Below are 20,988 nucleotides of genomic sequence, written 5' to 3'. Positions count from 1 at the left end.
GCGCACCATCCGAATGACATTCCGGCGCGCCCCTCACGACGGTCTCCTGATTGTCTTCCCGCGTCACGGACCGGGATGTCAGGCGCGCAGGAGGGTGATGGTGCGGCCGGCGGGGCTGGGGATGGTGGTGATGGTGGTTCTGTCGGTGATGGGTGGGGCGTCGGGGCGGGTGTCGAAGAGGACGAGGACGCCGTAGTCGAGGTGGATGCGGTCGAGGTAGCCGTCGAGCTGGATCAGGCCGCGGCGCAGCGGGTCGGCCTCGCCCGCGCGGCGGACCTTGAGTTCGAGGGCTTCGCGTTGCCAGTGGCGTTTGCCGTCGGGGGTGGTGTAGGGCCAGCGGATGAGCAGGTCGATGCGGCCGCGGCCGATGCCGTATTCGCGGGTGACGTAGCCGCCGCCGTTGACGACGCGTTGGAGGAAACCCATGAGGACGAACTGGGGGGCGGCTTCGGGGTAACGCCGGCCGGAGGCGAGGATCTCGCCGCTTTCTGTCCAGAACTCGGTGAATTCGTCGAGCATTTTCGCCAGGTCGAAGCGGCCGTCGGGCAGGACGAAGGTGCGGGGGTCGGCGAAGACGACGGCTTCGACGCCGTCGGTGAGGACCCGGGCGATGACTTCCTGGTAGATGGGGTTGGCGACGCGGACGGGGTTGCGTGGTGCGATCAGTCCGAGGTCGCGGGTGTAGGTGAGGTCGTCGTCGTAGGTGTCGAGGTTGGTCACGGTGCCGGCGAGGACGGGTTCGAGGATGCGGCGGACGCGGGGCTCGGCGAGTTTCGCGGCGAGGGAGTCGAGGTGGGTGGCGCGGGTGAGGATGAGGCGTTCCTTGGCCTGGTCCACATGGTCGACAGTGATCGTTTCGGAGGCCGAGACGGGGATCTTCTCGATGATTTCGCGGGCGAGGGCGTTGACGAGCCAGGGTTGGCCGGCGGTGAGTTCGATTGCCCGGTCGACGGCGGCAGGGGTGAATTCCTGGCCGGTGTCGGCGGTGTGCTGGGCGTAGAGCTCGGCGACCTCGTCCGGGGTGAAGTCCCCGAGCCGCAACGACTCCAGCTTGATGTTGAACGGGCTGGACGTGCCCAATCGCGAGGGATCGCCGCCAGAGGCGGCTTTATAATCGCGGACGTCGCGTAGCCCGCACAGCGCCACCGATGCCGGGAATGCCGCCGGACGATCGGCGAACCCGGCCCGCAGCTGCCGCAGCACACTGATCAGGCTCTGCCCGCGCAACGCGTCGATCTCGTCGAAGAACAACACCAACGGCCGCGGACACACCCGTGCCCACGCCGCGAGCGCGGCAGCGAGCAGGTCCGCCTCGGATGCCTGCGGCCACACCGGCGGATGCAGTTCCGCTGGCAGAGCAAGCTCGGCACGCCGACGGATCTCACCGAGGATGCCGAGTTGCGCCGCGCCGTAGTCGTCGCCGACGGCCTCACCCAGCTCGCAGGAGAAGTGCAGCGCCGCGTACCGGCCGACGGTGGTCAGCTCCCGCGCCAGCGCCCGCAACGCCGTCGTCTTCCCCGTCTGCCGCGGGGCGTGCACCACGAAATATCCCGACTGCTCGACCAGCCCGGGCGCCTCCGGCAGCCGTGACAACGCCGGCACCATGTAGTGGTACTCCGGCAGGCAGGGGCCCGCCGTGTTGAACCGCCRCACCGGCCACCACCCTCCCCACGGCCTCGGAGCAGGGCCTTCCACTGCCTCGGGACAAGGGCCGCCAGCGGCGACTTTACGGCCCGTGCCTCATCTGATGGGACAGGCTGTCCCATCAGATGAGGCACGGATCGTGTCCTGCTGTTGTCCGCTACGCTGATCGCCTGCGTCACTCGGCACCTGCCAGGGCCGGGGCCAGTCTCGGCCCGCTGCGCCGACGGCGCACCGTCTCGGCAGTTCACATCGCAGCGGCACGATACCTCGGCGGCCACACCCTGAACAGCTCAGACCTCGGCGACGGCCTGGGCGAACTGGGCCTGGTAGAGGCGGGCGTAGGCGCCGCCCGCGGCGAGCAGGCTGGTGTGGTCGCCCTGTTCGACGATCGCGCCGTTGTCCATCACCAGGATGGTGTCCGCGTCCCGGATCGTCGACAGCCGGTGCGCGATCACGAACGCGGTACGCCCGGCCCGCAGGGTGGACATGGCCCGTTGGATCAGGACCTCGGTGCGGGTGTCCACCGAGCTGGTCGCCTCGTCCAGGACGAGGATCAGGGGCTCGGCGAGGAACGCCCGGGCGATGGTGATCAACTGCCGTTCCCCGCCGCTGACGCCGGCGCCCTCGTCGTCGAGCACCGTGTCGTAACCGTCCGGCAGGGTGCGCACGAAGCGGTCGACGTGCGCGGCGGTGGCCGCGGCGACGATCTGCTCCCGGGTGGCGCCCTCGGCGCCGTAGGCGATGTTCTCGGCGATGGTGCCGCCGAAGAGCCAGGTGTCCTGGAGCACCATGCCGATGCTCGCCCGCAGCTCCTCGCGCGACATGGTGGCGATGTCGACGCCGTCCAGGGTGATCCGGCCGCCGGTGACCTCGTAGAAGCGCATCAGCAGGTTGATCAGGGTGGTCTTGCCGGCGCCGGTCGGGCCGACTATCGCGACGGTGTGCCCGGGTTCCGCGATCAGCGACAGGTCCTCGATCAGCGGCTTGTCCGGCTCGTAGCGGAACGCGACGTGCTCGAAGGCGATCCGGCCACGCAGCCGCCCCGGGTGTGCCGGGACGACCGGRTCGGGTGCCTGCTCGGCGGTGTCGAGCAGGTCGAACACCCGCTCCGCCGAGGCGACCCCGGACTGCACCATGTTCGCCATGCTGGCGACCTGGGACAGCGGCTGGCTGAACTGCCGGGAGTACTGGACGAACGCCTGCACCTCGCCGATCGACAGCGAACCGGAGGCAACCCGCAGCCCGCCGACGACCGCCACCAGCACATAGTTGAGGTTCCCGATGAACATCATCGCCGGCTGCATGAGCCCGGAGATGAACTGTGCGCGCCAGCTGGCGGCGTAGAGCTGCTCGTTGAAGTCGCGGAAGGTCTGCGCGGACTCCTGCTGGCGGCCGAAGGCCCGGACCAGCGCGTGCCCGGTGTACATCTCCTCGATGTGCGCGTTGAGCCGGCCGGTGACCTTCCACTGGGTGACGAACTGCGGTTGAGCCAGCTTCCCGATCCGCGTCGCGGCGATGATCGACACTGGTACCGCGACCACCGCGATCAACGCGAGCACCCAGGAGATCCAGATCATCATCGACAGGACGCCGACGATGGTCAGCACGGACGCGATGATCTGCGACAGGCTCTGCTGCAGGCTCTGCTGCAGGTTGTCGATGTCGTTGGTGACCCGGCTGAGCACCTCACCCCGGGGCTGGCGGTCGAAGTAGCGCAGCGGCAACCGGGAGATCTTGGCCTGTACGTCCGCGCGCAGCGTGCCGATCACCTGCTGTAGCCCCAGGTTCGTGAGCCTGGCCTGCCCGACGCCGCACAGCCCGGCCAGCACGTAGACGACGAGCACCCACAGCAGCACGGAGCCGATGGCGCCGAAGTCCATCCCCTGGCCGGGAGTGACGTCGAGCGAGGCGAGCAGGTCGGCCTGGGTGCCGTGGCCGGTGGCGCRCAGGTTGGCGACGGCCTCGGCCTTCGACGTGCCGGCCGGCAGCTGCCGGCTGAAGATCCCGGCGAACACCAGGTCAGTGGCCTGCCCGAGCAGCCGCGGGCCGAGCACGGTGAGCCCGACGCTCATCGTCGCCAGTACGATCACCGCGACGAACAGGTGGGACTGCGGGCGCAGCAGGCCGAGGAGCCGGCGACTCGACCCGGAGAAGTCCATCGACTTCTCCGCCGCGCCATGACCCATGAAGAAGCGGCCCGGACCGCCCATCGGCGCCGGACCCCGGCGCGGCGCCGCCGCCGCCGCTGGTGCCGCTGGTGCCGGACTGGTCACGCGGCCTCCTCCTCGGTGAGCTGGGAGAGAACGATCTCCCGGTAGGTGGTGTTGCCCGCCATCAGCTGATGGTGGCTGCCGGTACCGACAATCTCGCCGGCGTCCAGCACGATGATCTGGTCGGCGTCGCGGATGGTGGCGACCCGCTGGGCGACGATCACAACGGTCGCGCCGGCGGTCTCCTGGGCGAGCGCGGCCCGCAGGCGCGCGTCCGTGGCGTAGTCGAGGGCCGAGAACGAGTCGTCGAACAGGTAGATCTCCGGACGGCGGACCAGCACCCGGGCGATCGCCAGGCGCTGCCGCTGCCCGCCGGAGACGTTCGTCCCGCCCTGGGCGATCACGGTGTCCAGGCCGTCGGGCATGGCCTCGACGAACTCCTTCGCCTGCGCGATCTCCAGGGCCTGCCACAACTGGTCGTCGGTGGCGTCCGGGTCGCCGTAGCGCAGGTTGGTCGCGATGGTGCCGGAGAACAGGTACGGCTTCTGCGGGACCAGCCCGACGGTGGTGGCGAGCAGCGCCGGGTCGAGGTCCCGGACGTCGACTCCGTCGACGAGCACCGCGCCCTCGGTGGCGTCGGCCAGCCGCGGGATCAGGCCGAGCAGCGTCGTCTTGCCGCTGCCGGTGCTGCCGATGATCGCGGTGGTCCGGCCGGGCCGGGCCCGCAGGGCGATCCCGCGCAGCACCGCCGCCTCCGCTCCCGGATAGTGGAACCCGACGCCGCGCAGCTCCAGCTCACCGTGCCGGTCGAAGGAACGCACCGGGTTCACCGGCGGCAGCAGGCTGGAGTCGGCCTCCAGCACCTCCTGGATACGTTCCGCGCACACCTCGGCACGGGGAATCATCATGAACATGAAGGTGGCCATCATCACCGACATGAGGATCTGCATGAGATAGCTGAGGAACGCGGTGAGCGCACCGATCTGCATGTGGCCGGCGTCGATACGGTGCGCGCCGAACCACAGCACGGCCACGCTGGCGAGGTTGACCACCATGAGCACCAGCGGGAACATCAGCGCCATCAACCGGCCGAACCGCAGCGCGACGTCGGTCAGCTCGGCGTTGGCCACCCCGAACCGCCGCTGCTCGTGGTCGTCCCGGACGAACGCGCGGATCACCCGCAACCCGCTGATCTGCTCCCGCAGGATCCGGTTGACGGTGTCGAGGCGTTCCTGCATCGCCCGGCCCAGCGGCCGCATCCGGCGCACCACCAGGCTGATAATCACACCGAGGACCGGCACGATCACGACGAGCAGGACGGACAGCCCGACGTCCTGGTGCAGGGCCAGCGCGATACCGCCCAGGCACATGATGGGCGCGGACACCATCAACGTAAAGATCATCAGTACCAGCATCTGGAGCTGCTGGACGTCGTTCGTGGCCCGGGTGATCAGGGACGGTGCGCCGAACCGGCCGATCTCGCGGGCGGAGAACGACTGCACCCGGTCGAACACGGCCGCCCGGACGTCCCGGCCGAACCCCATGGCGGTCCGGGCGCCGAAGTACACCGCGGTACCGKAGCAGAGGATCTGCACGACGGTGACGCCAAGCATGATCCCGCCGGTGCGCAGGATGTAACCGGTGTCGCCGACGACCACCCCGTGGTCGATGATGTCGGCGTTCAGCGTCGGCAGGTACAGCATGGCGATGGTCGCCACCAGTTGCAGGCCGACCAGGATCTCGATCGGCCGGGCATAGGGGCCCAGGCGGGCCCGCAGAAGTCGGATCAGCATGCAGTCTCTCTCCGCGGCAGGGCGAGGCGAAGCGGAACGATAGTCCGAACGGTGGCAACGCTGTCATACCGGCGTGCCGGGCAGCGGCGTGCCGCGGTGCCATCCGCACGACCGGGGCGGCACCGCCCCGCACCGCCGCCCGCCCCGCTCACCCCGTTCGACCCGTACGTCCCCGGACCGATCGGCGTACCCGGACCGACCGGACCGACCGGTGGGCCGGTGACCGCACGGGCGACGAACGGTCACCACCCCGCCGACGCACAAGAACACTACGAGCTGAACCTGACTTCAGGTCAAGGCATTTTCCCGGCCACGGCCCGAGGTGGCCGAGGCCCCGGGCCACCGAGAGGGCGCCAGGCCCGATCAGCGGACCGGTGGGGCCCGCGGTACCCGCCCTGTCCCGGAGCCGTAACGTAACGAACATCCTCCAGTCCTCCGGCCGGGTCGTACCAGGAGCAGCCATGAGCGAAGCCCGTTCCGTAGCGACCGCGGCGACAGCGACCGCGGCGAGCGTGGTGGCGTACCGTGGCCGCCCGACGCCGGCGAAGGTCATGGCAGCCCGGTCGGTCGGTCGTCCACGCGGTTCCCGGTCAGGCCTCGGGCCGAGCGGATACCTGTCAGGCCTCGGGCCGAGCGGTTCCCGGTCAGGCGGCGGCATAGCCGGCTGCCGGTCGGGCGGCGAGCGGCACGGCCGGGTGGTGGGCTGACTTCCATGCCGACGGTGACGATCCTGGACGACTACCAGCGGGTGGCGCTCAGCAGCGCCGACTGGTCCGCGGTGCGCGACCGCTACCCGATAGAGGTGGTCGACGAACACATCCCCGACCGCGACATGCTGGTTCGGCGCCTGCGCGACAGCGAAATAGTCGTCGCGATGCGCGAACGGACCCGGTTCCCGGCCGACCTGCTGCGTGCGCTGCCCGCGCTGCGGCTGCTGGTCACCACCGGGATGGTCAACGCGGCGATCGACCTCGACGCGGCCCGGCAACAGGGCGTCACCGTCTGCGGGACCACCGGGTGGGGCAACGCGATGCCCGAACTCACCATCGGAATGATCATCGCGCTCACCCGGAACTTCGCGCAGGAGGACGCCGCCGTCCGGGCCGGCGGCTGGCAGCACACCATCGGCCCCGGCCTGGCCGGGCACACCCTCGGTGTCGTCGGCCTCGGCCGTCTCGGCACACCGGTCGCCAGGCTGGCGCAGGCATTCGAGATGTCGGTCATCGCCTGGTCACCGCACCTGACCCCGCAACGCGCCGCCCCGCACGGCGTGCGTGCCGTCAGCAAACAGGAACTGTTCACCGACTCCGATGTGATCACCATCCACATGCCGCTGTCGGAGACGACCCGCGGCCTGGTCGGCGCCGCCGATCTCGCCCTGATGAAGCCGTCGGCCTACCTGGTCAACACCTCCCGCGGGCCCATCGTCGACGAGGAGGCGCTCCTGGCCGCCCTGCGCGAGCGGCGCATCGCCGGCGCCGGCCTGGACGTCTACGACGTCGAGCCCCTCCCGGTCGACCACCCGCTGCGGACGCTGCGCAACACCCTGCTGCTCCCCCACATCGGCTACGTCACCACCGACAGCTACCGGACGTTCTACGAACAGATCGTCGAGAACATCCTCGCCTGGCACGACGGTGCCCCGGTCCGCCTGCTGTAACCGGTCCTCCCGCTGTGACCGGTCCGGCAGGCCGGGCCCCGCCCGTCCGTCCGTCCGGTCACCACGCCACGACGGCCGGACGGATATCGCCCGGGCAGTGTCAGCTCTCCAGATCTCCTCGAGTCCCGAGTGGTGTCAGCTTTCCTTGAGTTTGGCTGTCAGCAGGTCGTGGATCCTGTCCAGCGAGGTGATGCCGGCGAATTCCTCGTCCTTCACCCGGATGCGGTAGAGCTTCTCAAGACGCACCACGATCTCCAGCGCCGCGAGCGAGTCGAGGCCGAACTCGCCGACGAGGTCGGCCTCGTCGGTCACCTCGGCCGGCGACCGTTCGAGGGCATCCGCGACGAGGGCACGCAGTTCCTCCCGGCCCACCGTGGTCTTCAGATTCCCGGTCGTGGCTCGCATCCTTTTTCTTCCTTTTTCTCGTCATGTTTTCCCGGCGCGCCCGTTCCGGGCCGGCGGCAAGCCGGTGGAACGAACACGCTCGCGTCACCGGTAACCCGCCGGCGGATTCACCGTCGCACCGCCCCGACCGGATCAGTCGACTGGATGATAGTAACGCAACGTGACAGTAATACCGGACATTCACGACATCCTGCAACCCTAGCGGCATGGTATATCGACACAGCGTGATCGACCGACGCGACGGCACGATGGACAAACACCCGTACTCACGACAGTCGAGAACGACCGGAACCCGACCCGGAAACGATCCAGAAAGAAGGACACCGGTATGCCATCGGACAAACAGATCTGTTTCGCCGGGCCCCGGATGGAGCGCCGATCATCGGCTAACATTTCGATGGGCACGTGATGTCCGGTGGAATGGTGGAGGTTTTATCCCATACGGCGCACGTCAGAAAACGCGCACGGCGGCTGCCGGCAGACGGCGGCAGCCGCCGCACGACCGATCCACGGACACGGAACCGACATCGGGACACGACGGACGAGACACCGAGACAAGACACGGAACCGAGACAAACAAGATACGGAGAGGAAGGCCGGATGGCCGGCGAGCGGTTGAGCGGACTGGACGTGGCATTTCTGAAACTGGACGACCCGGYGGCCCCGATGAACATCGGCGCGCTGATGATATTCGAGCCGGCCCACCCCGTCGGTATCGAGCAACTGGTCCGTCTGCTCAGCGAGCGGATGGGCGCTTTCCCTCAGTTCCGGCAGCGCCTCCGGTCGACGACGCTACCGCCCGCCGCCGCGGAATGGGTCGGGGACCCGCAGTTCCAGGTGGAGGCACATATCCGGGTCTGCTGTCTGCCGCCCCCCGGCACCCACGACCAGCTCACCGAGTACGCCGCGGGCGCGATGGCGTCCCAGCTCAATCCCGTCCGGCCGCTGTGGGAAGCGCATGTGATCACCGGGTTGTCCGACGGGCGTTTCGCGCTCCTGCTCAAAGCACACCACGCCTTCACCGACGGCCAGAGCGGCGTCCGCCTCTTCTCCGCGATATACGACGAGTTCACCGTGCCCGGCCGCCGCGGCGGGAACATTCCGGCCGGCAACGCCGCAACGGCTCCGCCAGCCACGGCCAGCCCCTCCTCCACGACCAGTTCCTCCGTGTCCTCCACATCCTTCGCGGCTGKCTCCTCCGCGGCCGAACCGGCGGTCGCGGGCGGGCCGGGGGCGGGTGGGGGTGGGGCATGGCGCTCGGTGCTCCGGCCGGACCAGTGGCTCAACGCGATCCCCACGCTGGTCGCCGGCCCCTCCCTGATCACCGGACAACTGATCGAGACCGGCCGCCGGACCACACGCGAACTGGGCATCGCGGCGTCGGTACTGCGCAGGACACGTCTGTCCGCGGTGTCCACCCTGACGGGAAAGCCGTCCCTGCCGGGGGTGCTGTCCCTGCCAGGGAAGCAGCCGGGAACGCCACCGCAACGGCGGCTGACCCTCGTCCAGCTGGATGCGGGCGCGGTCCGGCGGATCCGGCAGCGGCACCGGGTCATGGCCCACGAGGTCGTGCTCGCCGTGCTCGCCGGCGCGTTGCGGGACTGGCTGGACTCCGGCGACCGTGGGCTCGGCGGGGCCGTGCCGCGGGCGCTCATCCCGGTCGCTCTGCGTGTCGACACCGCGGGGCTGGGGCAGGGCAACAACCTGTCCGGATACCTGTGTGATCTGCCGGTGTCCGAACCGGACCCGGTACGGCGGCTGCGGGCCGTCCGCGTCGCCATGGAACGCAACAAGGCCGCCGGCCCGTACCGCGGAGCCGGCGCCTTCCCGCTGCTGGCCCATTCGCTGCCCGCCGCGGTGCACCATCTCGTCGCGCCGCTGGCCGGACGCGGCGCCAACCTGCTGTTCGACATCGTGGTGAGCAACATCCCGGGATCGAACAGAACCCCGCGGCTGGCCGGTGCCCCGATGCGGGAGCTCTACGGCATCGTGCCGCTCGCCCGCGGGCACGGGCTCAGCGTCGCCGTGACCAGCAGCCGCGACTTCATCGGCGTCGCCCTGTACAGCGATCCGACCATCCAGCCGGACATCACCGGCCTCAGCCGCGCCCTGCCAGCCGCCCTGGCCGACCTCGCCCCGCCGCCTCCCCCCGTACCCACCCCCCGCACCGCCCCCCCGGACAGATCCCACCCGGCCACAACACCTCCGGCGATACCGCTACCGGCCGCCCCCGCCGCATCCGATCCATCCGCCCCCACGCCGTCCAGCCTGTCCGTACCATCCGCGGCAGCACCATCGAACGGCCGGACAAGTACGTGAACGGAGCGGTGACGTACTTTCCGACCTCTCGCACTTCACGTTTCCCCGTCACGGCTCCGCCCACGGCCCTTTCCCCGCTTGACGAGGCGAGATAACCACCCACGCAGACCATGATTGGCACGAGTTTGTCGCTGTGTACGCTTTTTGGCTGTGTCAGCGTACACAGCGACAAACTCGTGCCGATCTTCTTAGGCGGCCGGCTACCGTCCGATCGCCTGCTGGTACTTCTCCCGCAACGCTTTGTCCTCCGAGAAGAAATGCTCCAGCAACTCATCCAGGTAACCTAGCTCGGGCGTCTGCCGCGGCGGAAAGAGGTGCTTCTCTATCTGGAAGGTCCCGTCGCCAAGGTTGTACATCGTGTACAGACCCAGCTTCAGCCTGTCGAGTTCCGGCCAGATGTCCTCGCGTAGTGCCAGTTCAGCCTCGGGAGAAGCCGTTTCGACGACGAGACTCGGGTAGTGCGCCCACCGGCCGTGCGCCGCCGCCTCATAGAGCGATTCCAGCCGGTTGGCCTCCGACGCCCTTTTGATCTCGAAGGACGAGATCGTGAGTTCGACGTCGGGCAGCAGGGGTGAGCTCCACACCTCAACCGCGGCCACGTCGGGCCGGGACCACTGACCGCTGGCCCGGGCCCGGCCACGCGCGGTCGCGGTCTCGCGCACGTGGCCGAACGTGAGCGTTCTGGTGTCGAGGTCGCTCCGGTACCAGTCGACGAACGGCTGGTACAGCTCGGACTCCCGGTGAACCAGCTGCCCGGGGCCCGCGGGCGTGAGCCTGGCGTCGTCCAGCGAGGTTGCGGGCACCTCGGCGTCCGGTGACTGGAGCGCGTCGTCCGCGCGGGCGAGCGTGCCGCCACGGCCCCGTCCCGGGCGGACGAGGCCAGCGGCCTTGAGCTCCTCCACGGCCGCCCGATAACGATCGTTGGTAAGCCTGACCAGGCCGCGGAGCTGCAGACCACCGATGGCGCTGCCGTCCGGCGGAAGCCGGTCGAAGATCTGCTGTGCGTCGGCGGACATCTCCGGCTGGAGGCGGGCGTTGCCGTCGCCGGCGTCCGCTCGGCGAATCCGCCGTCCCTCCAGGACCGCCAGCCCGGCCGTGACAAGCTCCTCCACGACGGCGGCGAACTGCGTGTCACCCCGTATCTTCAGGCGGTTCTGCAACGGACCGCAGTTGGACCAGGTGGGGCCGATCTCCGCGTACAGCCGTGCCGCAGCCCTGGACAGTGCCATCCCGCCCCCGTCATCTCTCGGAATCGTCACTCGCGATATCTGGACATATCTGGATACCAGAAGGTACAGATGATTTTACTGATTCTTGTCCGGCCTCCGTCAGGCAGGCTTGTCGCGGCAGATGCCGGCGAGGTCGCAGGTAGCGCATGCCTTGCACCAGTGCCGGTGGCGTGGCAGGTCGTTGGCGCGCAGCGCCTCCCCCGCGTTCCGGATCTTGTTCTGGATGTCGCCGAGCAGGGACTCGTCGACGACTTCGCGGGTGCTCCGGGAACGCTCGTCGAGGTTGAGCACCTCCACCAGGTCGGCCCGCCGGCCGGTGAGCTCCTGGTAGCCGAGGACGTAGACGTGCAGCTGGTCGCGGGTGACCTCCTCGGCCTGGGCCCGCTCGGTGGACTTGAAGTCCACGATCGAGGTCTCGTTGGTGTCCAGGCGGCGGATGAGGTCGATCCGGCCGTCCACCGTGATGCCCGGGGCGACCCGTACCTGTACCTGCTGCTCGCTGTGCAGGGTCTGCCCGAGGATTCCCCGGTTCTCGGCGAGGTAGCGGCTGACGGCCTTGCGGGCGGCATCGCGGAGCTGCTCCCGCAGCGCCGGATAGGCGAACGGGACGTTCAGGTGCCGGTCAACCAGGTCYGCGACCTCGGCGGCCGAGGCCAGATCACCGTCGATGGCCCGCTTGTGGATTTCCGCCATGACGTCGTGGACGGACTTGCCGTAGCCGAGCGCCTCATGGATCGGCGGGTTGAATCCATAGAGGAAACGCAACTTGAACTGGTACGGGCACTCGAACAGATATTTCAGCTCGCTGAAGCTCAGGGTGACATCCGGCAGCTCGTGCCGCGGGCGCGGTTCCAGCCGCGCGACCGTCCGCACCGGGGGTGCCGCGGTGAGCACGTTCGGGTTGCGGGTCGCCAGATCGAAGAACACCGATCGCCTGGCGTACATGGATGACCCTCCGGGCGAGAAGGACAGCGCCAGGTATTTCTGCGCCCGGGTGACGGCAACATAGAACAGCCGGGCCTCGTCGGCTTCGGTGCCCCGGTAGCGTTCCGCGTCCGGCACCGCGTTCTCGGGTATGACGTGGAAGACGTTTATCCCGCCCTGCCGCTTCGACGGAAAGCGGTTCTTCCGCAGGGCGGGGACGAACACCGCCGGCCACTGCAWCCCCTTGGCCTGGTGGACGGTGGCGATGGTCACCGCGTCGGGGGTGGCGTATCCGACGTCGGCGTCGCTTTCCGCGTAGTAGCCGGGGGCATGGTGGGTCAGCCACCGCACGAAGCCCTCGTATTTCCTGGCCGGGTCGGACTGGAAGTGGATCTGCTCGAAGTCCGAGATCGCCTGGCTGAACTTGCCGAGGTTGTAGAACACCAGCTCGCCGCGCACCGTGCCGTCCGCCGACGGGACGGTGTCCTCCCGCAGGCCGACGGCCTCGAGGAAGTCGAGGTAGGTCCGCTGCAGGGTGTAGGAACCCCAGCGGGCGCCCGGCTGCCAGTTCTTCGCCTCGTCGAGAACTTTCAGCCCGGCGGTCAGATCCGCGGCGTCGAGACCGATATCAGCGGCATTCCAGGAATCGCGCACATCGTCCGCGCCGGATTCACCGATGATGTAGCTGAACGCCGTCACACAGGCCTGGATCTCCGGCGCGTCGAACAGCCGGGCGAGACCTTTGATGACGTAGGGAATGTCCCGCCGTTTCAGTTCGGCGACGAGTGGGTCGGCGTCCTTGGCGACGCTGCGGAACAGGACGGCCATGTCCGACCAGCTCAGGCCGCGCGGCGCCTCGTCCCGGTCGTCCCGGAAAGGGGTTCCCCGCAGGGCTGCGATCCGGTCGCATATCCACACCGCCTCGTCGTCGGCGCCGCTGAACTCGACCGCGAGCAGATCGCCGCGGTCGAACTCCTGGTGGCCGGACGCGACCATGTTCTTGGCCAGCCTGTCGTCGACAAGGGTCTCGGCGACCGTCTGCGCCAGCGACACCACCGCGGGGCTGGACCGGAAGTTGTCATCCAGGGTGACGCTGCGGACCCCGGGGTAACGGCGGGTGAAGGTCTGGATGTTCCTGACCGCGCTGCCGCGCCACTGGTAGATCGTCTGGTCGTCGTCGCCGACCACGCACAGGTTCGCCCCGAACCGGCACAGGCCCTGAATCATCCGTTCCTGGATGTGGTTGGTGTCCTGGTACTCGTCGACGACGACATAGCGCACCGCGTCCCGGACATGACGGACCAGCGGGCCGGCCATGGAGTCGCCCGGATCGGACTCGAGCATGTCGACCGTGGTGCGGAGCAGTTCGGTGTAGTCGAAATACCGGAGGCTGTGCAGCACCGTGCGGTACATCCCAAGCGCCTCGTCGAGGTCCTCGGGGATTTTTTCCTGGTCGATGTCGTCCTCACGCAGGATGCCGACCACCTGCATGAACAGTCCCGACTCCTTGTACCTCCACAGCGGTCTCGATGTCCCCTTGACCATGGCCTTCGCCGTGGTCAGCCCGCACTTGTTGCTGTTGCGGTCGACCAGCAGCCGGTTCTGGATCTCGTTCAGGACCGCGTACTTGAAGGTTTCGGGAACCCAGGTCTGTAACACCGACCGGGCGAAGCCGTGCATCGTGCCGATGTACATGTCGGCCAGGCCGTGGATCGGGCCGAGGTCGTGCTCGATCAGCTCGAGGGTCCGGTTCTTCAGCTCGGCGGCGGCCTTCTCGGTGAAGGTGAACGCCACCACGTTCTCCGGGCGGACGCCCGGCCGGCGCAGGATTTCGACGATCCGCTGGGAGATGACCTGCGTCTTGCCGGACCCGGCGCACGCGATGATGAGCAGCGGGTCGTCCAGGGTGCTGATCGCTGCCCGCTGCGCGGCCGTGTAGTCCATTGCCGGTCCCCCGTTCAGTCCCGTCACACTTCGTAGATTTTGAGGACTTCGTCGCCGTAGTGGTTGATGGCCTTGACCGCGATCCGGCCCGTGTCGGGTTTGGGGAACGGCCGGGAACGGGTCGTGTAGAGAGTCGCCCAGGCGGCCTCGTCGATATCGGCCTTCAGCGCCTTCTTCAGCCGGGCGTAGGGGTCGTTGCCAGCCCCGGAGAAGTAGCAGTGGCGGACGAAGAACGACTCCCCGTTGTACGCCGTGTCCACCATCCACAGCGCGATGCTGGACGGGTCGTGCGAGCGGATCTGGCCGGTGGTCGGGTCGTACACGTCGATGCCCCGGATGTCGATCACGAGCCCGTCGGGGGTGTGCTCGATGTCGATGTCCGGCTCGCCGAACACGGTGAACAGGTTCGCCGCGCCGGTTTTCTTCAGCAGTTCGTCGCCCATGGCCAGATCCGGGTTCATGCGGACCAGCAGGATCGGCAGCCGTCCGAGCTGGCGTTCGGCGGTGACGGAGGCGAAGTCCGCGCCGTTGGACGGGCGGAACTCCCCGACCACCTCGCCTGCCTGGGCGTCGAAGGCGAACCCGAGGACGAGCAGCAGGTCATGGCCCTGGCCGCGCAGCGCCTCCCGGGCGGCGTCCTTGATCAGCGCCGGGCTGACCGTGCCGTACTGCGGGCCGATCGCGACGGCGACGTGCTGCGGGGTGCCGGCGTCGGCGTCCCGGCGGGTGCCGACGGCCTGCACGTACCGGCCGGCGTGCGGCTCGAGGGTGTCGAAGACGAGCCGTTCCCGCCGCAGCCCGTTCTGGACGCCCGCGGCCCGCAGGTTCTCCAGGATCGTTGACTCGTACGAGGCGGCCTCCGAGGACTCCGCCGCCGCTCGCTCGGTGCGGGGCAGGTCCACCTCGAGGCCGAGGGCCCGATGCGGTGACAGGCTCTCCACCGTGAACCGGCCGGACACCCGGATCTTCCGCCTGTCCTCGTACGGACGGTCGTAGAGCAGCTCGCTCTCGGCATGCCGTCTGATCGCCGCGTCGATCTCGTCGCGGGTCATGCCCTCGACGATGTCCGGGTTGTTCGCGATCGACTTCAAGGTGAYGTGCGGGACCCGCTCGTAGACGAAACCCTTGCGGATGTCCCCCTTCGTGCCGCCGATGGGCCGGGGCGTCCCGGTGACCTCGGCATCCTTCGCCCGTCCCTCCGGGGAGTCCGCGAGCAGATAGTAGGGCAGCTTCGCCCCCATCACCCGCTGYCGCGCCAACGCGATCGCCACCCGGGACGTGTCAATAGTGATCCACCGCCGCCCCCACTGCTCAGCGACCAGTGCCGTCGTCCCCGACCCGCACGTCGGATCGAGCACCAGATCCCCCGGATCGGTGGCCATCAACATGCAGCGTTCGATTGCACGCGTAGCAGTTTGAACAACGTAGATCTTTGGATCTACCCGACTTTGGATTCCGCCGATGTCCGTCCAACTTGAAGACAATGGATAAGCAGGGAAATCGTCATGATAGCGAACGTATGCAAGAGTATTGCGCGTAGGCTGAACTCTACCCGCAATTTGTAGTAGCTTCATTCCTCTTTCGTTGGTTTTCCATCGCGACTGCAACGTCGGACGAAATTCCCGTTCGCCGACCCTTACCGGAAACCAGGAGGATGCACCCYCACCTTTTGCACGCCCCACACTCTGACTTGTAAGGTTATCCAGTCGAAATGCTCGACCATGTAGCTCTTCGCGGACAGCTTCAGAAGCACTGATTCTTCTGCCACTCCCGAGCTCAACTTGATCATACTTGTCGGATCCCACGCCCCGAGATCGCGCCGAAGGTAAAGCCTTCGAAACTTTGCCTTACTTGTGTCGCGAACATACCAAAGCAGAAAATCGTTCGTGGCTGAGATAAAGTCGGCCGTTTGCCCCGATGTTTTTCCATAGGTAATCATGGAAATAAAATTCTCACTGCCAAATACCTCATCCAGCAGGCTGCGGACGAGGTGGACGTTTTCGTCGCCGATCTGGACGAAGATGCTGCCGGAGTCGGTGAGCAGGTCGCGGGCGACCGTCAGGCGGTCGCGCAGGTACGACAGGTAGGAGTGGATGCCCAGCTCCCAGGTATCGCGGAACGCCTTGATCTGCTCGACCTCGCGGGTGGCGTCCTCCAGCTTGCCGTCCTTGACGTCCCGTTTGCGGGTGGAGACCTGCCAGTTCGAGCCGAACCTGATGCCGTAGGGGGGGTCCAGATAGATCATCTGAACCTTGCCGCGGAGGTCCTCGCGCTCGGCGAGCGACGCCATGACCTCAAGCGAATCCCCGAGGATCATCCGGTTGKACCAGTTCGCCGCGTGCCGGTAGTAGTCGACCGCGTCGAAGTCGTCCAGGCCGTCGAAGTCGGCGAACAGGTCGAGCTCATCCTGCCGGGCACCCCGGGCGGACGCCTTGCGGACCTCCTCGACCAGCACCAGCGGGTCGATCTTCTCCTGGATGTAGACGGGCGGGGCGGTCACCGCGAGGTCGGCCGAGTCCTGCGCGTCCTTGCCCTTCCAGACCAGCTGCGGGTCGAGTGACGGATCCCGCTGGTACACGAYGGTGACCGGCTGCTCGACCTCGTCGGGGACGAAGTCGTGCGCGTCCGCGGTGGGGATGTTGACCCGCTTGTCGTCGTGGCGGATCGACGTCACCGGAACCGGGCCCGCCGGCGCGGGCGCCTTCCTACGCGGCGGCATGCTTGTCTTCCCCTCTCCTGGAACCGGTCACACCGCTGGGAACGGTCATGTCGGCAGCCCGGTGATCGGCGCGTCCGCGTGGAGCAGGTCGATCGCCTCGTCGAGCTTCTCCCGGGTGGTCACCGGATCGGTGATCTCGATATAGCCCCAGCGGCCGTACCCACCGTGGTTGTTCACCGCGGCGCACCACAGGTTGCGGGCGGTGTCCGCCTTGCTGGAGGTCATCGCCCGCATCGCGGCGTTGTGCGTCTTGAACGAGCCGGACACCTCCACGATCAGGTGCCGAGGCACGTCGCCGTCCCGTCGGACCAGCCGCACCAGGAAGTCCGGCAGATAGCGGCGGGTCCGCGCGCCGTGCACGTAGGGGATGTCGAACTCCAGATGGTCGTTCTTCACGTAGGCCGCGACCCGCGGCAGGGACTCCAGCGTCTGGGCCATGATCTGCTCCCAGGTGTTGCCGTCGAAGCCGTCGAGCACGACATGGTTGACGTGGCACTTCCGCGGGTCGGTCCGCATCGTCCGCTTCGTGGTGAAGAAGTCGACGGCATCGGTCGAGCCCCACGGGTCGTACCGGCGGAAGATCGGGGTGACCCGTTCCTCCCCGGGGCCGCTTTCCGGGGTGATCGCGTGCCAGATCTGCTCGGCCGCGATCTCCCGCAGCTCGGCGAGCGTGAGATGACCGACGCGCGCTCCCGGCGCGTAGGTCACGCACTCGTCCAGCCACTGCCGGGCGATCCGGACGAGATCCGGGAACAGCCAGCGCCGGGGCTGCCCGCCGGCGTCATTGAAGAAGCGGTTGAGCATCGTGTGCGCGAGCCGGAAGGCGACCTCCTGCGGTCGTTTCCCGGCCAGCTCGCTGAGATCGTGGACCTCCTGCTCGCCGACGACCCCACGGATCTCCGTCCAGCTCGCGATGTCGAACGGCACCTCGAAATGGTGCTCCCTGCCGAAGTCGGCGGTGAGCCGACCGTCGGGGATCTCGATCCGGTAGCCGTCGAGTTTCGGGAAGACGATCCGCGCGTCCGCCCGGTCCTCGACCGCCTTCACCTGCGTCTGCGGCCGGCGCGGCCGCGGGTCGGCGTTCTCCGGTGAGACCCGGATGAAGGAGAACGGCACGCCGTAGACCTCGGCGTATTCCGGCTCGAACATCCCGTCCTCGTTCACCGTGTACGAGCGTCGACGCAGGCCGCGCCCGACCACCTGCTCGCACAGCAGCTGCGACCCGAACGCGCGCACCCCGAGGATGTGCGTGACCGTGTTCGCGTCCCATCCTTCGGTGAGCATCGACACCGACACGACGCAGCGCACGCCTTCACCGAGCCGGCCCGCCTTGCCGACGGTGTTCATGACCTCGCGCAGGATGGTGGCGTCGTCCAGCTCCTCGCCCGGCCGGCCGGTGCGGGCGGCGTGCTCGGCCCTGAACGCCTCGATCTCCGCGGCCGCGATCTTCTTGAAGTCCTCCTTCAGGCCCTCGCCGGACTCCAACTGGATGGAGTCGACCAGGATCGTGCGGGGACGCGCGAGCCAATGCCCGTCCCCGACGTTCGAGAACAACGGCAGTGCCCCCGGCACCAGGGCGCTCACCCGGCCCATGGCCTGCTCGAAACCCGAGACGAAGTCGTAGACCAGCTTGGAGACGGTCGTGTTGTTGCAGACCACGATGAACACCGGCGGCGTCTCACCGCGGGCGGCCGCGTCGGAGGACTCCCAGCGGGCGAACGCCTTGGCGTAGTTGCCGTACAGGCTGCGCAGCGCCCCCTCCAGCGCGCCGGGCAGGCCCTGGCCGGCCAGCGTCGTGCCCTTCGGGAGCCGTTTCGGCAGCTCGGTGCCGACCTTCGACCACAGGTGCAGGTAGGCCACCTCGTCACCGATGGCGTCATCGTCCACCGGCACCCGTGGGATCTTGACAATGCCGGCTTCGATCGCGTCCATCAGGGAGAAGTCGCTGACGACCCAGGGGAACAGGTAGCCCTCCGGATAACCGGATCCCTTGAGGAAGAACGGTGTCGCGGACAGGTCGTACACCGTCTTGATACCGATCTTGCGGGCGATGTGGCGCAGCCCGGAGAACCACACCCCGGCCTCGGCGTTGCGGCTGTGCGCCTCCTTCTTCTCCTCTCCGGCCAGGTCGTCCTCGGTCGTGGCGTTCTCGCCGACCGCGGCCGCCCGGCCCCGGTAGCAGTGGTGCGCCTCGTCGTTGAGCACGATGATCTCGGAGGAGCGGGAGCTGGAGAACTCCCGCAGCACCCGGTTGACCATCTGGTCCGGGGTCTCGACGAACGGGTCGTCCGCCCCGCCCGCGGTCAGCAGAAGCTTGGTGTTGGCCGAGATCCCCCTGCCCTCCTTCGTCGCGCGCGGCAGGAAGGAGTGGAAGTTCGTGACGACGATCTCGGCCTGGCGCAGCGGGCCCCACAGATCTGCCGGGACGAGATCGCGCTGCTTGTAGTAGTTCTCCTCGTCCGCGGGGAGCAGCACCCGCAGCCGGTCCCTGATCGTGACGCCGGGTGTCACGATCAGAAAGCGTCGGGTGAAACGGGCGTCGTTCGGGCTCGCGACCTTGTTCAGGGTCTGCCAGGCGATCAGCATCGCCATCACGACCGTCTTGCCCGCGCCGGTCGCCATCTTGAACGCGACCCGCGGCAGCCCGTCATTGTGGTCGAGATTCTGCTCGGCCAGGGCGTTGCGGACCCACTCGTCGCCCTGCTTCGGCGCGGCCTCGGCGATGAAGACGGCCGTCTCGGCCGCCTCCCGCTGGCAGAACAGGACGCGGTTCTCCCGCTCCTCGTCCGACCAGTACTCCAGCAGACGGCGGGTCGTCGGGGTGACGTTCGGATAACGCCGCTGCCGCCAGATGGCGACCCGGTCCCGGATCTGGTCGACCTGCTCGTTACGACGGCGCCGTTCCGCCACGTCGAGGATGTCGAGCTCGGTCTGCACCGCCTTCCCCCGGCCCTTGCGAGGGGTGGGAACCGGGATCCACGACTCGCTGGGCCGCCGGACGGCGGCGAGCTCGTCGGTGATCAGGCCCTGCTCGTCGAACTGCCAGTGCCGTCTCGGCTCGGCGTACGGCGAGTTGATGATCGGATTTTCGATCACCGCACTCATGACGACGGTGTCACCTYCCCCCACTGGCCAGGCAGCGCCTGGCCTGCCCCCACTGGCCAGGCAGCGCCCGGCCGACACATGYCGGCCGACCACCCTGCCCCGGGTAACGACAGCATGGCCGGACGGACAACCAGCACAGCGTAGCGATCGGGCCCGACAGGTCCGCTATGCGGCCGGGCAGCGCATAGCGTTACATACCGGATACTGTCACGGCCCGCGAGCCGGTTCACCGCAAGCCGGGCTGCGGCGCGGAATTCATCGCCGTCCACCCACCAGTGAGGCGAGTTCGTCGAGACTCCCCTGCCGACCGGCTTCCGGGCTCGAGAGATCCCAATGATCCGWCTGCGTCCCGCGATCGAGATCGAGATCGAGTAGATTTACAGATGCTTCAGATAGAAGCTACTATGATCATCGATAGTGGAACCGGTGACGCGGGAGGAAGCATGACGTCCCATCCGGCGGTTCTTGAGCTGAACAGCCCGGACGCCCCGACCCGACGGGCGTCGTCGGACCTCGCATCGGCCGTGGAACAGGCGATCGCGTCATCAGACTCCGGGTCGGTGGTGCTCGTCGTGGGCGGCGTACAGGTCGACGCGCCCGTGGCCGTGCTGCGCGCCCTGCTCCACACGGYTTATGAGCAGGCGGCCGGGCATCGCGTGCGGATCCTCTCCCCCGACTCCACCGGCGAACTGACTCCGAACCAGGCAGCGGCCTACCTGGGGATCTCACGCCCGTTGCTGCTGAAACTTCTCGACGACGGGACCATTCCGGCCCGGGCCCTTCCCGGCAGTCGCCACCGGCGGGTCGCAGTGGCCGATCTGGAGGAGTATGCGGCGCGAAAGACGAAACGGCGTCGAGCACTGGCCACCGCCATGAACGACATGATAGACGCCGACCTGTATCTCCCAGCCGACTGACAACATACCGGACCGCCGCCATGACCATCGCGCGCGTTTTTGCGACTGAGGAAGTCCATGCCTCCTGGTCAATGGGCTATGAATAACGCTCGTTATGTCATGCGTAACAGATTTTTTCC

The 20,988-nt window shown here is 68.0% G+C and carries 12 protein-coding genes; 3 read left to right on the top strand and 9 right to left on the bottom strand.

Going from position 1 to position 20,988, the window contains the following annotated elements:
- Nucleotides 1–78: 78 nt before the first annotated feature.
- From BL254_RS14420 to BL254_RS14410, 3 genes are all read right to left on the bottom strand, one after another.
- A complete protein-coding gene (locus tag BL254_RS14420; protein ID WP_047223197.1) occupies nucleotides 79–1,605 on the bottom strand; it encodes an AAA family ATPase in 1,527 nt (508 codons plus the stop codon).
- 329 nt (nucleotides 1,606–1,934) lie between these two features.
- Nucleotides 1,935–3,854, bottom strand: coding sequence for an ABC transporter ATP-binding protein (locus BL254_RS14415; RefSeq protein WP_076843548.1), 1,920 nt, complete (start codon nucleotides 3,852–3,854; stop codon nucleotides 1,935–1,937).
- A gap of 59 nt (nucleotides 3,855–3,913) precedes the next feature.
- The gene (locus tag BL254_RS14410) at nucleotides 3,914–5,647 is read right to left on the bottom strand and encodes an ABC transporter ATP-binding protein (protein WP_076843547.1); all 1,734 of its coding nucleotides are present in this window, start codon (nucleotides 5,645–5,647) and stop codon (nucleotides 3,914–3,916) included.
- A 712-nt stretch (nucleotides 5,648–6,359) separates the two neighbouring features.
- Between BL254_RS14410 and BL254_RS14405 the strand changes: the two genes are divergently transcribed.
- Complete coding sequence (locus tag BL254_RS14405) at nucleotides 6,360–7,307, top strand: D-2-hydroxyacid dehydrogenase family protein (RefSeq protein WP_047223163.1); 948 nt, start codon at nucleotides 6,360–6,362, stop codon at nucleotides 7,305–7,307.
- Between the two features lie 135 nt (nucleotides 7,308–7,442).
- Here the strand turns inward: BL254_RS14405 and BL254_RS14400 are convergent, their stop codons facing one another.
- Nucleotides 7,443–7,712, bottom strand: a complete 270-nt coding sequence (locus BL254_RS14400) for an acyl carrier protein (RefSeq protein WP_047223162.1) — start codon at nucleotides 7,710–7,712, stop codon at nucleotides 7,443–7,445.
- 408 nt (nucleotides 7,713–8,120) lie between these two features.
- On the opposite strand from BL254_RS14400, the gene BL254_RS14395 reads away from it, so the two are divergent.
- Nucleotides 8,121–10,031 (top strand): wax ester/triacylglycerol synthase domain-containing protein, encoded by a 1,911-nt coding sequence (locus BL254_RS14395; RefSeq protein WP_083731089.1) that lies wholly within the window; start codon nucleotides 8,121–8,123, stop codon nucleotides 10,029–10,031.
- A 200-nt stretch (nucleotides 10,032–10,231) separates the two neighbouring features.
- Here the strand turns inward: BL254_RS14395 and BL254_RS14390 are convergent, their stop codons facing one another.
- The 5 genes from BL254_RS14390 to BL254_RS14375 all read right to left on the bottom strand — a co-directional run bounded on the left by BL254_RS14390 (nucleotide 10,232) and on the right by BL254_RS14375 (nucleotide 19,952).
- Nucleotides 10,232–11,260: a hypothetical protein gene (locus BL254_RS14390; protein ID WP_047223161.1), complete on the bottom strand. Its 1,029-nt coding sequence runs from the start codon at nucleotides 11,258–11,260 to the stop codon at nucleotides 10,232–10,234.
- Between the two features lie 99 nt (nucleotides 11,261–11,359).
- Nucleotides 11,360–14,128, bottom strand: coding sequence for an ATP-dependent DNA helicase (locus BL254_RS14385; protein WP_076843545.1), 2,769 nt, complete (start codon nucleotides 14,126–14,128; stop codon nucleotides 11,360–11,362).
- A 23-nt stretch (nucleotides 14,129–14,151) separates the two neighbouring features.
- Nucleotides 14,152–15,510 carry a DNA methyltransferase gene (locus tag BL254_RS27775; RefSeq protein WP_254858146.1) on the bottom strand — a complete coding sequence of 453 codons (1,359 nt, stop codon included), beginning with the start codon at nucleotides 15,508–15,510 and terminating at the stop codon, nucleotides 14,152–14,154.
- 254 nt (nucleotides 15,511–15,764) lie between these two features.
- Entirely contained in the window at nucleotides 15,765–16,847 is a 1,083-nt protein-coding gene (locus BL254_RS27770) for a DNA methyltransferase (protein ID WP_217699290.1), read from the bottom strand.
- A 45-nt stretch (nucleotides 16,848–16,892) separates the two neighbouring features.
- The gene (locus BL254_RS14375) at nucleotides 16,893–19,952 is read right to left on the bottom strand and encodes a BPTD_3080 family restriction endonuclease (protein ID WP_052914605.1); all 3,060 of its coding nucleotides are present in this window, start codon (nucleotides 19,950–19,952) and stop codon (nucleotides 16,893–16,895) included.
- Between the two features lie 443 nt (nucleotides 19,953–20,395).
- On the opposite strand from BL254_RS14375, the gene BL254_RS14370 reads away from it, so the two are divergent.
- Nucleotides 20,396–20,869, top strand: a complete 474-nt coding sequence (locus tag BL254_RS14370) for a helix-turn-helix domain-containing protein (protein ID WP_076843544.1) — start codon at nucleotides 20,396–20,398, stop codon at nucleotides 20,867–20,869.
- Nucleotides 20,870–20,988 lie beyond the last annotated feature (119 nt).

The organism is Protofrankia sp. BMG5.30 (genome assembly GCF_001983005.1).
Taxonomy (GTDB): domain Bacteria; phylum Actinomycetota; class Actinomycetes; order Frankiales; family Frankiaceae; genus Protofrankia; species Protofrankia coriariae.
This window is presented reverse-complemented; position numbering and strand designations above follow the sequence as displayed.